We start from the raw sequence: 14,201 nt of genomic DNA on the forward strand, positions 1-14,201 counted from the left end.
CTTAAGGTATTGAAGGTGCAGTCGCGCCACACTGCCAACAAATACCAAACTGTGCCTCATTGCGTTCATGGCATTTGTCACACTGCCATTGTTCACCAAGAGGGTCTTGTTGGTAGTCAGCGATGATGTCTTGGGCAAGTGGCAACGCATCGTTATCAAATAACCACACATATGGCTCGCTGTTTTCACCAAACGGTACTTCGCCTTGCAAACCAAAAATACCTTCGCCCCGCACTTCACACGACACTAGGTTCGATTTTAATAGCTCACAGATAATATGAGCCTCGGTCGGGGTTGTTGCGGTAAATATCTTCACTAAACGTTTCCATTCGATGTCGGTGAGGTATTTTTAAGCCTGGCCATGATCCATTTAGCGATCACAGGGAAAAGGCCAAGTAGGGCAAATGAGAGTAAAACACTGGGCGATACAATTCCAGACAGGCTGTCAATCTGCGCGAGTTGAGTACCAGCATTAAGATACACAGCGGTCCCTGGAAGCATACCTAATTGACTGATGAAATAGAAACGCAAGGTTGAGAGTGGCGTTAACCCCATCAGCAAGTTGATCAGGAAGAAAGGGAAAACAGGGATAAGTCGTAACGAGAACAGATAAAACGCGCCGTCTCGTTCAATGCCTTGGTTGATGGCATTGAGTTTATCGCCAAACTTTGATTGCACCCAATCACGCAACAGATAACGGCTACTTAAAAATGCTAGAGTCGCGCCAATGGTGCTGGCAAAAGAGACCAAAAACAAGCTTGTCCAAAAGCCAAACAATGCCGCACCGAGTAAGGTCACCACCGCAGCTCCGGGAATCGAGAAAGCGGTTGCGGCGACATAAGCAAAAAAATAAATGGCAGCGGAGAGGGCGAAATTATCGTTAATAAAGACCGCGAGTTCTGCTTGCTGTGCTTTGGCATTTTCCAATGTTAAATACTGGCCAAAGTTGACCCCCAAGATAACAATTAAGGCCAAAAAAATGGCACCAAAGATGACTTTCTTATTCATTGCGACGTTCCGTCCTGATTTAAAGCAGATGCGTTTCAAGTGTTAATAGACAAGACAGAGAAAGCAAGATTTATATTTCACTGAAAACCAAAAAAGTCAGCTCAATGGCTGACTTTTTATCGTATTTAACTTAATGGCTGAGTTGATTGAGTAACTCTTGGCGTCTGTTTTGAGGAATGACCGACCAATGTGTGCCCTTTATCGCGCCTTCCAAAGCCCAGAGAAGTTCGATGTTAACATCGGTAGAGTGGGTAGATTGTATCGCTTTGAATGCGTTAACCGCCCCCGTCTTTTCAAGATTCGCCACCGTCTCAATTCCGGCCTTTTTTAACATACGTTCCGTTGCCAGACGTAAATTAGGCAAATCTTTGAGGCGGTTTGGTTTTGCTTGCGACTGAGTCTGTTTCTCTTTGTTGGCTGCTCTTAGTGCCTGCCGAGCTATCTCTAAGGTTTTGCTTGTGTCAGCGATTAAGTCGTCATCTAGAGCAAAGTATTTCGTCACAACGGGGAACCCACGTTTTTTGTATACGTAGGGTTTAAGATTTTGAGATTGGAATTGTTTCGTTAGTGCCGTATCGGCACGAACATGCAGTTTGTTGTTTACGATCAGTGCGAACATGGTGTCATCGGCAAAAATTCCAAAACCACCAAACATTGAGCGAGACTTGATGCTTCCAAGCTGCTCAAAGAATCGCATTGAGTCTTTTAAAATAGGTTTATCCATGCTGTCTTTATCTCGGTGTATAAATATACGCCACCAATTCAGGTCCGAGAGAGTAGCAAAAAAATGCAGCTACAGTGTCAGTATGATGTTATACCATTGTAGGTACCGTTTAAGACGGTATGCATATTTGCCATCGGCAACCCCGCTACCTGACATAAAATGTTTAAGGCCGGAGGCTTTGCGTCCCACCCTTTCGAAGTGGTTTGCCCTGTTCGTGGCTGTTGCGAACTCAGAAAGAATAAATAAATATGCGCAGAGCATCACATTAACGTGAAGTTTATGTGATGAATGTCTCATAAATTTTATTGTGGGTTCACTCAACTAAGGCTATCCAACTCAGTTGAGTGAAGTCAGAGACTATTGATTGAAGTTGCGAACGGTGCTTCGTTGAACAATTTCAGGGTGCATTTCAAAGATGCGTTTTTCGTGCTCTTTATCTTTAATGCGTTCAAGTAAGATCTCAAATGCGTTCTTACCCACACGACGTTTAGGTTGGTGAACCGTTGTGAGTGGTGGAGAGAAGTATTCTGCCAGTTCAATATTGTCGTAGCCAATCACAGAGATATCTTCAGGGATACGAATACCTTTCTGTTGCAAGCGACTCATCAGGCCGAGTGCCATGGTGTCGTTGAAACAGAAAACAGCGCTTGGTTTCTTATCCATTGCAACGATTTGATCCGCAGCAAGAACGGCGGTATCACATTCAAAGTTTCCCTCTAGGATCCAATGTTCATTTACGCTTAGATTGGCTTCAGTCATGGCCCGCTTAAAGCCACGGATGCGCTCTTGACAAGCGGCCTTCTCGAAATGTCCACTCAGGCAAGCGATCTCTTTATGACCGTGGTCAATCAGGTATTTGGTCGCTAGATAGCCACCTTCTTCTGAATTATCAATGATCTTATCTGCTTGTGAGCTTTCAGGGCCCCAATCCATTACTACTTTCGGAATGTCTTTGTGACGATCAAGCATTTCACTCAATTCTTCGGTCAAGTCGGAGCACATCACCAAAATACCATCGACACGCTTTTCTGCGAGCATGCGAATGTAGTCACGTTGCTTTTCGTAAATACCACCCGTGTTACACAAGATCAGTGTATAACCTTGTCGATAACAGTAGCTCTCGACACCATCGATAACTTCAGAGAAGAAAAGGTTGGTTGATTGAGTGACGAGCATACCGATGGTTCGAGTGGTGTTGCATTTTAGACTACGAGCAACGGCACTCGGGGCGTAATTTAGCTCAGTAACTGCTTCCATTACTTTTTCTTGAGTCGTTTCAGCGACAAATCGCGTTTTATTGATTACGTGAGAGACGGTGGTCGTTGATACACCAGCGAGGCGAGCAACATCTTTAATAGTGGCCATAGGTTTTGTCCTGTCGATGACTGCCACAAGGTTATATCCTAATTTAGAATATCGAGGCAGAAGTACCAGAAACACAAAAACCGCTCTTAACTAGCGGTTTGTATTTTAGTCGTTAATTTTTTATCGTTTTCGGTCACAATTTTAGACCGCAAACGTCATTAGGGCAAACAAAAAACGCGCAAAGGGCATGCCTGAGTTCACAACGTCTTTATTCATCACCAATTAAGTAGTGACTATCGAGTTTAAGGAACGCTTCGGTCAAACTCGCAATCGCAGCATAGAAACCAAATTGGTCCAGTTTTTGACACTTCGCGACGAACGGTGGCAGCCAACTCAACAAATGGGCTTGAATAAATTGTTCTTGCTGGATCAGCGCGTCTTCAAGGTGACGTTGTTGCTCAAGCTCATTGGAGCGGATAACTAAATGACCTAAGAAATCGAGTACGATAGCGATATGGTCGACAGGCTCATTGAGCCCGTGTTCAACTGAGACACCATGCTTGTTCATTAATGCTTCTAACTCTTTGGCGGGGGTGTCATTAAGTAAGCCATTTTTGCCAATATACAGAGAGGCATAAGGCAGCGCAGAGTCTCGATCAGACTTTAAGAACAGATCGCAAAAGTCGGCTGCTAATTCCAATTGAGAATCTTCTCTGTCGATCAGGCGATTGAGTGCATCAACTACACGCTCAACGGCGGGCTTCAGCTCGGCATTTTCTCCTAACCCTGAAAGAAAAGAGCGAATTTGAGCAGAATGATATTGCTGTAAGTTTTCCTCAGTCAGTTCTTTTGCGAACAGGCTCGATAACCACCAATAGATTTCGGCGCGTTTTTCATTAAATGCTTTAGTTTCTTGCACTAGGGGCTACTCCTAAAATAATTACCTATTAGTGTAACCAATAAAAATGAATAGCGATAATGGCTCATATGTCAGCATAAGAGTAGATATGAAAGATTATGAGTAAAGGAGTGGGTTTGTCTTGAATCAAGAAAAAATCATCTTTCTTAGTTTTGCTTTTATATTTACTAGAAATGTGACTATTTATGAATAGAATAATTGATAGACCCATGACCAATGAAAATAAAGTGGTGTAGATGAACTATCATGTCCTCGTTGTAGAAGATGACGCAGTGACGCGCAGTAAGCTAGTTGGATACTTTCAACATGAAGGTTACCAAGTGAGTGAGGCCGAAAGTGGTCAACAAATGCGTGAAGCACTCAGTAATAATGCGATTGATCTCGTCATGTTAGATATTAATCTTCCCGGGGAAGATGGATTGATGCTCACACGTGAGCTTCGTAGTCAATCTAACATTGGAATTATCCTAGTCACAGGACGCACGGACAGCATCGATAAAATTGTTGGTTTAGAAATGGGGGCTGATGACTACGTCACTAAGCCCTTTGAACTACGTGAACTATTAGTGCGAGTGAAAAATTTATTATGGCGTATTGCCTCGGCGCGAGACTCAAGCGATAAAAATAAATTATCAACAGATAAGGATAATAGAGTTTGCTTCGGTGATTGGACGTTTGATATTCAACGTCGCGCTCTAAGCCGTAATGGTGAGCCAGTTAAACTGACTAAAGCTGAGTATGAATTGTTGGTGGCATTGTCGAGTTACCCGAATCAAGTGCTCAGTCGTGAACGTATTCTTAATATGATCAGTCATCGAGTTGATGCGCCGAATGATCGTACTATTGATGTCTTAATACGTCGTATGCGTGCCAAGATGGAGTTTGATCCTAAAAATCCACAAATTTTTGTTACAGTTCACGGTGAAGGGTATATGTTCGCGGGTGATTAGATGATTATCACTGATAAAAAAGGTCGTGGCATGCCACGGCCTTTTTTTATCGGTGAGGTTTAGTTTTGACTTTCGGCTGATTTGAGCGCTTTTTGTTCGTAATTAGACGCCCAATCACGCATGTTTTGCCACAAACTGCCTAAGGTTTCATGCCAGTAACGTTCCGTTTGTTCAAGGTATTTCCCTTTGGGCGTATATTTTTCCCATGTTTGGGTAATATTCGACTGAGCCAAATAATTGGTGGGGGCTGGGTAAGGTTTTAAGCCGACCGAGTGAAACTCATGTAACGCGCGTTTCATATGGCTCGCTGAGGTGACAACCACCAACTGTTTGATATTAACGAAAGCAGCAGCTTGACGCGCTTCTTCCCACGTGTCTTTGGCGGTTTCGAGTAAAATGATGTCTGATTTGGAAACCCCAAGGGCTAGCGCGACTTTCGCCATCATTCGTGCATTACTGACTTCCGAACCTCCGGCATAGCCTGATAAAATCAGCTTAGAGCCTGGGTATATGCGCATAACGCGAATCCCTTCTGCAAGTCTCATTAACCCGGTTCGGCTGAGCTCTGAAGTGGGAGGGATTTTATCATCAACGACATGCCCGCTGCCAAGTACCATGACATAGTCTATCGATTCATCAACAGGGAAGAATGCGGAATATTGCCGTTCAAGTGGCATTAACAAGCGTGAAGACACAGGCTGGAATGCGATAAGAAAAATACCGATAAAAGCGAAGAGAACAACAAAGCAGCCACTCTTCTGCTTGCGAGTGAACATGATCAACATTAAGCCGAACAGGCCAATGATTAATAGGGCTGGCAGCGGCATAAGTAAAGAAGACACTACTTTTTTCAGCTCAAACATACTAAATAGTCCGAAAAAACATCAATTGATTACATTTTAAGAGAAAGCCTCTTTATTCCTGCTTTTCTTGTGACAGAATAGCAGCACGATTAGACATGATAACTCAAGCCGCTGTGACTGAAGACCGTAATTTCGACGATATTGCCCACAAATTTGCAAAAAACATTTACGGCTCTGACAAAGGCGACATTCGTCAAGTCATTGTTTGGGAAGATCTTCAACAGATACTCAAGCTGATTGAAAGGGATAAGCAAGCGTTGAACATCCTTGATGCAGGCGGTGGCTTAGCCCAAATGTCACAAAAGCTTGCTAAACTCGGACATCAGATTACGTTATGTGATCTATCTTCTGAAATGCTGCAATTGGCACAGCAGGATATTGCAAATAATCGCTTGCTTGAGCAGTATCGTTTCATTCATTCGCCGGTTCAATCTATTGAGCAACACCTTACTAGTAAAGTAGACGTTGTTCTGTTTCATGCGGTGATGGAGTGGCTGGCCTCTCCGAAAACTGCGCTTGAAACTGTGCTTGATCAGGTTAAATCCGGCGGCATGGCTTCTGTGATGTTCTATAACCATCATGGGTTAGTCTACAAGAATGTGGTGTGTGGCAATATTCCTCATGTACTCGAGGGCATGCCTCATCGAAAAAGATTTAAGTTACAACCACAAAAAGGCTTAAAACCAGAGCAAGTCTATCAATGGATAGAAGACGCTGGTTTCTCAATTTGTGGCAAGTCTGGTATCCGCTGTTTTAACGATTACATCGGTAATCAACAATATATGGGTGATTACCAGCCTGAAGATGTGTTGGCACTAGAAAGACAATTGTGCAGACAAGAGCCCTACCTCTCGTTAGGCCGATACATACATGTATGGGCAAAGAAGAACAATAAGCAGGACTAACAATGAGTGAGATGACTCTAAATGCTGCAGAGCAGCCGCTCGACGAATTGGTCGGCTGGGTTAAACAGCACGATTTCTCATTAAATCTCTCTAATGAGCGCTTAGCATTCCTGATTGCGATTGCGGTACTCAGTAATGAAAGATTTGATGAAGAGCTGGGTGAGGGTGAATTGCACGATGCGTTCACCATAGTAACGCGCCTGTTTGAACAAACGGGAGAGGCGTCGGCGTTTCGCGCCAACAACGCCATCAATGAGATGGTTAAACAACGTTTAATCACTCGCTTTACCAGTGAAGTGAACGAAGGGGCAAGTATCTATCGCTTGTCTCCGTTAGCTCTGGGGATCACAGATTATTACGTTCGTCATCGCCAATTTTCAAAGCTAAGACTTTCTATTCAGCTTTCTATGGTAGCGGATGAGATGGCTAAAGCGATGGAATCGGCTCGTCAAGGTGGTACCGCTGGTCACTGGCGTAAAAATGTCTACGGCGTACTTAAATACTCTGTAGGTGAAATTTTTGACCAGATTGATCTTAATCAGCGCGTCATGGATGAGCAGCAACAATCGGTCAAAACTCAGATCGCAGAGCTTTTGAATAAAGATTGGCGCGAGGCGATCAATAACTGTGAAGCTCTGTTGTCTGAAACATCAAATACCCTCAAAGAGCTGCAAGATACATTGCAAGCTGCGGGTGATGAGTTACAAACCCAGATCCTCGATATTCAAGAGCTAGTTTATGGTGATGATGAATTAGAATTTATCGCAGAGACCTTGTTTGGTTTACAGATGAAACTTGATCGCATCACTAGCTGGGGGCAACAGACGATTGACCTATGGATTGGTTATGATCGTCATGTGCATAAATTTATTCGAACCGCGATTGATATGGATAAGAACCGAGCGTTTAGTTCGCGTTTGCGTCAATCGGTAAAAGATTACTTCGATATGCCTTGGTATCTCACTTATGCAGATGCCGAGCGCCTAACTGATCTTCGTGATGAAGCTTTGGTCCTTCGAGATGATGAAGTGACTGGCCAAGTCCCGCTTGACGTGGAATACGAAGAGTTTCAACAGGTCAACGATGAGTTATCTGAACGTATTGGTAGCATGCTAAAAGTTCACAAGCACAACGGGACGCCAATTGATCTCGGCTTGGTACTACGTGACTACTTAGAACAACACCCTCAGACTCATCATTTTGATTTAGCGCGAATTGTTATCGACCAAGCGGTGCGTCTTGGATATTCCGAATCAGACTATCAAGCCGTTCAACCTGACTGGCAAGCGATTAACAATTACGGTGCAAAGGTACAAGCAAATGTCATCGACCGATATTAATGAATACATGTCAGATAACCTGGCAAAAGCGATTTCAAACCCCCTGTTCCCTGCGTTAGATAGCATGCTCCGCTCAGGACGCCATATCTCAACGGAAGATCTCGACAACCATGCGTTGTTGTCAGACTTTGAAATCGAATTATCTTCTTTTTACCAACGCTACAATACCGAGCTTGTTAAGGCGCCAGAAGGTTTCTTTTATCTGCGCCCACGTTCGACGGCTTTAATTGGTCGTAGTGTCCTTTCTGAGTTAGACATGTTGGTGGGTAAGGTACTGTGTTTTCTTTACCTCAGTCCTGAGCGCTTGGCGCATGAAGGTATCTTTACTAACCAAGAGCTGTATGAAGAACTGCTGGCTTTGGCAGATGAAGCCAAGTTAATGAAGCTTGTGACCAACCGAGCAAGCGGCTCTGATCTCGATAAAGAAAAGCTGTTTGAGAAAGTCCGTACGTCGCTGCGTCGTTTGCGTCGTCTTGGCATGATCATCAACATCGGTGAGACCGGTAAATTTAGTATTAGCGAATCGGTGTTTCGCTTCGGTGCCGACGTGCGTGTCGGCGATGATATGCGTGAATCGCAGCTACGATTGATTCGCGATGGCGAAGCGGTCGTGCACACCAAAGAACCAAGTCAAGGCAGCCTGTTAGATCAAACCGATGAAGAACAGACCGAAGAAGCAATGATTAAAGAGGATCAAGCATGATTGAACGTGGTAAGTATCAATCGTTAACCATGGTCAACTGGAACGGCTTCTTTGCCCGTACTTTTGATATTGATGGCCTGGTCACCACGCTTTCAGGTGGCAACGGTGCGGGTAAGTCGACCACGATGGCGGCCTTTATTACCGCTCTGATCCCTGATCAAACTCTGCTTCATTTCCGCAACACTACGGAAGCGGGCAGCAGCCAATCTTCACGTGATAAAGGTTTGTACGGCAAACTGCAAGCGGGGGCGTGTTATGCCGCGCTTGATGTGGTTAACTCGCGCAATCAACGCTTGTTATTTGTGGTAAAGCTGCAACAAGTGGCAGGCCGAGATAAGAAAGTCGACATCAAACCGTTTGTTATTCAAGGGCTGCCAAGCCATGTGAAACCGACCGATGTACTGATCGAGAGTGTGTCTGATACCCAAGCACGTGTGCGTCAAATTAACGAAGTCAAACAATCGGTTGCTCAATGGGAAGAAGTACAATTTAAAACGTTCTCGTCGATTGTGGATTATCATGCGCAGATGTTTGAGTACGGCGTGATTCCAAAGAAACTGCGTAACTCAAGTGATCGTTCGAAGTTTTATCGCCTGATCGAAGCGTCACTTTATGGTGGTATTTCAAGTGCCATCACTCGTTCGCTGCGTGATTACTTGTTGCCGCAAAATGGTGGGGTTAAGAAAGCCTTCCAAGATATGGAGTCTGCGCTGCGTGAAAACCGCATGACGCTCGACGCGATTAAAACCACTCAAGCTGACCGCGATCTGTTCAAACATTTGATTTCTGAATCGACCAATTACGTCGCCGCAGATTACATGCGTCATGCTAACGATCGACGCAATAAGCTTGATCAGACACTCTCTTTGCGCTCAGAGCTGTTTAGCTCACGCGAGACATTGCTTGAACAGAACACCTTACTTAATCGAGTTCAAGAAGAACTAGAACTGTTGGTTGAGTCTGAGTCGTCCTTAGAGCAAGACTACCAAGCCGCGTCTGATCACTTGCAATTGGTGCAAAATGCGTTGCGTCAGCAAGAGAAAATCGAACGTTATCAAGAAGATCTTGAAGAACTCAGTGAGCGTCTTGAAGAACAAATGATGGTGGTTGAAGAAGCGCAAGAACGCGTGATGATGGTGGAAGAGCAAGCCACGATTTCAGAACAAGAAGTTGATAGCTTAAAAACACAGTTGGCTGATTACCAGCAAGCGCTTGATGTCCAGCAAACACGTGCATTGCAGTACCAACAAGCGATTCAGGCTTTGAATAAAGCTCAACAATTGTTGGCTGATGATAGCTTGAGTGCTGACACCGCCCAGACGCGTTTGGCTGAGTTAAAAGCCCAAGAAGCACAGCACACCACTGCGCTTCTTGCGACCAAGCATCAATTGGATATGTCGTCTGCGGCCTCTGAGCAATTTGAAACAGCGCTCGCGTTAGTTAAGAGTATTGTCGGTCAGGTTGAGCGTCATGACGCTGCGACAAAAGCTTTCGCTGCGATACAACAAGGGCGAGATGCACAGCAACTGCTGCAAAACGAATCCCAATGGCGCGCGCAGCATCGTGATATTGAACGTCGGCTACACAAGCAGCGTCAGACCCAAGAATTGGTCAACAATTACCAAAAACAGCACCAGATTGAGCTCAATGACGAGTTGGCGTTTGAACAAGAGCGCCAACGTCATGCCATGCACATTGAGTCTTTGCAATTGGCGCAAGAAGATCTGCGTGAACAGCGCAGTGAGCAGCGTCGGGTTGAACAAGATGTGAGCGCTGAAATAAACAAGTTTGAGGCCATAGCGCCAAGCTGGATTGCGGCCAACGATGCGTTAGAATCGCTTCGAGAGCAAAGTGGTGCTGATCTGTACGATAGCCAGTCCGTGATGAGTCACATGCAAGTGGTGCTTGAGCAAGAAAAGCAGCAGTCGGTGGCAAAAGATAAGTTGGCTGAGCGTCGCAATCAACTCGACAACGAGATTGAGCGTCTTGCGTCTCCGGGGGGATCGAATGACCCGCGCCTGAAGGGACTTGCCGATAGCTTAGGCGGTGTTTTGCTGTCTGAGATTTACGACGATATTACCCTTGAAGATGCGCCATATTTCAGTGCCATGTATGGTCCAGCTCGCCACGCGATCGTGGTGTCTGACTTATCAGATATCGAAGCGAAATTGGTTGAGCTTGATGACTGTCCAGAGGATCTGTACATCCTAGAAGGGGATGTCGATGCCTTTGATGATAGCTCCTTTAACGCCGAAGAGCTTGAAGGTGCCGTGTGTGTTCGCATGAACGATCGCCAAATGCGCTATTCGCGTTTGCCTGACATACCGCTATTTGGTCGTGCAGCGCGTGAGCAGCGTTTAGAGTTGCTGCGTAACGAGCGCGAAGACGTAGTCGAGCAGCACGCCAAAGCGTCATTTGACTCACAGAAACTGCAGCGCTTATATCAAGCGTTAAATCGGTTTGTTGCACAACACATTCAAGTCGCGTTTGAAGCGGATCCTGAGCGGGCACTGGCGATTGCTCGTGACAAGCGTAATCAGGTGACGCGCCAGCTGGCCGATATTGGTAGCAAAGAACAGCAGCAGCGCAGTCAGTTAGAGACATGCAAACAAGCGTTAAACGATCTCGACAAGATAGCGCCAAATATGGCCTTGATCGAAGAGGATACTTTAGCGGCTCAGTTTGAAGAACTTGAGCACAGTTTAAGCGCGCTTTCTGCAGCGAAAGCTTTTGTTCATCAGCATGGTAAAGCGCTTGCTGAACTGGATAAAATCGCCTCTTCTCTCAATACTGACCCTGAACAATTTGATGTACTGGCTGCTGAATACCAAGCGGCCGATCAAGCGCTACAGCAGTTGAAACGCCAAATTTTTGCCTTGGCCGATTTGGTTGAGCGTCGTCATTACTTTACTTATTCAGATTCGGTGGATTTACTCAACAAAAGCAGCGAGTTGAGTGAGCAGTTGAAGGCGAAATTGGTTGAGGCGGAGCGTGCTCGTACGCGCTCACGTGATGAACTCAAGCAAGCACAAAGTCAATTGAGTCAATATCACCAGTTGCTTGCATCGCTCAAGAGCTCACACCAAGCCAAACAGGAAACCGTGCAAGAGTTCAAACAAGAACTGCAAGAGTTTGGTGTTACTGCGGACGAAGGCTCGGCAGAACGCGCTTTACGCCGTCGCGACGAACTGCAGGAGCGTCTGCATACCTCACGCACGCGTAAGAGTGAATACGAACGCAGCATTACGTCAACTGAACTTGAAATGAAAGCGCTGGCTAAGCGTTTGAAGAAAGTGCAGAAAGAGTATGTTGAACTGCGTACTTTCGTTGTTGCAGCGAAAGCAGGCTGGTGCTCAGTGCTGCGCTTGGCACGTGAGAACGATGTCGAGCGTCGTCTACATAAACGTGAGCTCGCCTACCTGTCTGCGGATGAACTGCGTTCAATGTCGGATAAATCGCTAGGGGCATTGCGCCTTGCTGTTGCCGATAATGATGATTTGCGTGATGCGCTGCGCTTATCGGAAGACAATGCTCGCCCAGAGCGTAAAGTATTGTTTTATATTGCCGTCTATCAACATCTGCGTGAACGTATTCGTCAAGATATTATTCGCACTGATGATCCAGTCGAAGCGATTGAAGAGATGGAAGTTGAGCTAGCGCGTTTGACTGAAGAACTTACCCAACGTGAAAACCGCTTGGCGATCAGCTCTGAATCGGTTGCAAACATCATTAACAAGACCATTCAGCGTGAGCAAAACCGTATTCGTATGCTTAACCAAGGCTTGTCTAATATTTCTTTTGGTCAAGTGAAAGGGGTTCGTCTCAACGTTAAAGTGCGCGAAAGCCACGAGGTGCTACTCAAGGGTTTATCCACACAGCAAGAGCAGCATAAAGACCTATTTGAGTCTACGCGCTACACTTTCTCGGAAGCGATGGCGAAACTGTTCCAGCGTGTTAATCCACATATCGATATGGGTCAACGCTCACCGCAGGTTTTGGGTGAAGAGTTACTTGATTACCGCAACTACCTTGAACTCAGTGTTGAAGTAAGCCGTGGTTCCGATGGTTGGTTACAAGCCGAGTCTGGCGCATTATCAACCGGTGAAGCGATTGGTACGGGTCAGTCGATTTTGTTGATGGTTGTGCAAAGTTGGGAAGAGGAGTCTCGTCGCTTACGCAGTAAAGACATTGTGCCATGTCGTTTATTGTTCCTTGATGAGGCGGCGCGTTTAGATACTAAATCCATCTCTACCTTGTTTGAGCTGTGTGATCGCCTAGATATGCAACTGCTTATTGCCGCGCCAGAGAATATCAGCCCTGAAAAAGGTACGACGTATAAGCTAGTACGGAAAGTGTTTAAGGATCACGAGCACGTTCATGTGGTCGGTCTGCGAGGTTTTGGGCAAGAGGTCAAAGCCAAAAGTGTAGGTCAACAACTCGTTGAAGAGTTGTAAAGTCAATAAAAAAGCCCGTTATAAACGGGCTTTTTTTACATTGGAACAAGATTAGTTGGTGACTTCTTTAGCAAAGATACCAAACTGTTTCGCTGCATAGGCAACACGTTCCGCTGGTTTGGGGTACTCAACGGGTGAGCCCAAACTTTCAATATGATGTAAACGAGGCAATAACCCGGCACCGTTAGCTATTTGAATCGCGAGTCCAGGACGCGCGTTAAGTTCTAACACCATTGGGCCTTCGTCTCGGTCGAGTACCATATCCGTCCCCATGTAACCTAGCCCCGTCATCTCCCAAGCACTGGATGCCAGAATCAACAAACGCTCCCAATGAGGGATCTGAAGTGTTGAAAGATCTTTACCCGTATCAGGGTGATGTGTGACAGGATGATCAAACTGCACTGCACGCACCGCACGACCTGTTGCGATATCGATGCCGACACCGACCGCGCCTTGGTGAAGGTTCGCTTTACCGTCTGAAGCCGACGTCGAGCAACGCATCATCGCCATTACAGGGTAACCCTTGAAGACAATAATGCGTACGTCAGGCACGCCTTCAAAACTAAAGCCATCAAAACAGTTATCAAACTTGATTAGGTTTTCAACGACGGCGACATCGTTTTTGCCACCAAGAGAAAAAAGTCCCGCCAGTGCATTACTGATGTGGCGCTCAACGCCTTCTTTATTGATGGTCGCGCCTGAAGGTTTGGTATAGACGCCATCTTTGTGCGAGGTGATCACTAAGATGCCTTTGCCACCACTGCCTTGTGCTGGCTTGATAACAAAGCCTGGCCAGTTTTTTACCATGTTATGGACGGTTTTCACTTCAGCTTGATTACTGATCACACCAATCAGCTCAGGTGTGGTTGCGCCATGTTGCTGAGCAATGATTTTTGTCTTGAGCTTGTCATCCACCAGTGGGTATTTGGAGCGATCATTGTAGCGACCAATATAGCTATGGTTACGCTTGTTCATCCCCATGATGCCTTTATGACGGAGCTTACTTGGCGAAGTAATACGAGAAAACATA

The 14,201-nt window shown here is 45.7% G+C and carries 12 protein-coding genes and 1 riboswitch; of the genes, 5 read left to right on the plus strand and 7 right to left on the minus strand.

All coding sequences use genetic code 11. The features are described 5' to 3' along the window. Window position 1: 1 nt before the first annotated feature. The 5 genes from CDZ87_RS08675 to torD all read right to left on the minus strand — a co-directional run bounded on the left by CDZ87_RS08675 (window position 2) and on the right by torD (window position 3,956). Window positions 2-316: a putative signal transducing protein gene (locus tag CDZ87_RS08675; protein WP_100753184.1), complete on the minus strand. Its 315-nt coding sequence runs from the start codon at window positions 314-316 to the stop codon at window positions 2-4. Further along, entirely contained in the window at window positions 316-1,008 is a 693-nt protein-coding gene (locus CDZ87_RS08680) for a TVP38/TMEM64 family protein (protein ID WP_100753185.1), read from the minus strand. Before CDZ87_RS08680 ends, CDZ87_RS08675 begins: the two co-directional genes overlap by 1 nt. 130 nt (window positions 1,009-1,138) lie before the next feature. Next, a complete protein-coding gene (locus tag CDZ87_RS08685; protein ID WP_100753186.1) occupies window positions 1,139-1,732 on the minus strand; it encodes a TfoX/Sxy family DNA transformation protein in 594 nt (197 codons plus the stop codon). A 132-nt stretch (window positions 1,733-1,864) separates the two neighbouring features. After that, window positions 1,865-1,950, minus strand: a riboswitch (cyclic di-GMP riboswitch). A gap of 139 nt (window positions 1,951-2,089) precedes the next feature. Further along, window positions 2,090-3,097 carry an HTH-type transcriptional repressor PurR gene (purR, locus tag CDZ87_RS08690; RefSeq protein WP_100753187.1) on the minus strand — a complete coding sequence of 336 codons (1,008 nt, stop codon included), beginning with the start codon at window positions 3,095-3,097 and terminating at the stop codon, window positions 2,090-2,092. A gap of 208 nt (window positions 3,098-3,305) precedes the next feature. After that, a complete protein-coding gene (torD, locus tag CDZ87_RS08695; protein ID WP_100753188.1) occupies window positions 3,306-3,956 on the minus strand; it encodes a molecular chaperone TorD in 651 nt (216 codons plus the stop codon). Between the two features lie 236 nt (window positions 3,957-4,192). On the opposite strand from torD, the gene torR reads away from it, so the two are divergent. Further along, complete coding sequence (gene torR, locus CDZ87_RS08700; protein WP_100753189.1) at window positions 4,193-4,906, plus strand: two-component system response regulator TorR; 714 nt, start codon at window positions 4,193-4,195, stop codon at window positions 4,904-4,906. A gap of 59 nt (window positions 4,907-4,965) precedes the next feature. Here torR and elyC read toward each other — a convergent pair whose 3' ends face one another. Next, complete coding sequence (gene elyC / locus CDZ87_RS08705) at window positions 4,966-5,769, minus strand: envelope biogenesis factor ElyC (protein WP_100753190.1); 804 nt, start codon at window positions 5,767-5,769, stop codon at window positions 4,966-4,968. Window positions 5,770-5,882: 113 nt separating this feature from the next. Between elyC and cmoM the strand changes: the two genes are divergently transcribed. Genes cmoM through mukB form a run of 4 tightly spaced genes read left to right on the plus strand, consistent with a single transcriptional unit; the run spans window position 5,883 to window position 13,171 of the window. Continuing rightward, the gene (gene cmoM, locus CDZ87_RS08710; RefSeq protein ID WP_100753209.1) at window positions 5,883-6,674 is read left to right on the plus strand and encodes a tRNA uridine 5-oxyacetic acid(34) methyltransferase CmoM; all 792 of its coding nucleotides are present in this window, start codon (window positions 5,883-5,885) and stop codon (window positions 6,672-6,674) included. Window positions 6,675-6,676: 2 nt separating this feature from the next. Continuing rightward, the gene (gene mukF, locus CDZ87_RS08715) at window positions 6,677-8,014 is read left to right on the plus strand and encodes a chromosome partition protein MukF (protein ID WP_100753191.1); all 1,338 of its coding nucleotides are present in this window, start codon (window positions 6,677-6,679) and stop codon (window positions 8,012-8,014) included. Further along, a complete protein-coding gene (gene mukE, locus CDZ87_RS08720; RefSeq protein WP_100753192.1) occupies window positions 7,995-8,717 on the plus strand; it encodes a chromosome partition protein MukE in 723 nt (240 codons plus the stop codon). Before mukF ends, mukE begins: the two co-directional genes overlap by 20 nt. Continuing rightward, a complete protein-coding gene (mukB, locus tag CDZ87_RS08725) occupies window positions 8,714-13,171 on the plus strand; it encodes a chromosome partition protein MukB (RefSeq protein ID WP_100753193.1) in 4,458 nt (1,485 codons plus the stop codon). The genes mukE and mukB overlap by 4 nt, the downstream gene beginning before the upstream one ends. A gap of 51 nt (window positions 13,172-13,222) precedes the next feature. Here mukB and CDZ87_RS08730 read toward each other — a convergent pair whose 3' ends face one another. Then, on the minus strand, window positions 13,223-14,200 hold the full coding sequence (locus CDZ87_RS08730) for an alpha-L-glutamate ligase-like protein (RefSeq protein ID WP_100753194.1): 978 nt from the start codon (window positions 14,198-14,200) through the stop codon (window positions 13,223-13,225). Between the last annotated feature and the right edge of the window lies 1 nt (window position 14,201).

The sequence above is a fragment of the Vibrio salilacus genome, from assembly GCF_002811245.1.
GTDB lineage: Bacteria > Pseudomonadota > Gammaproteobacteria > Enterobacterales > Vibrionaceae > Vibrio > Vibrio salilacus.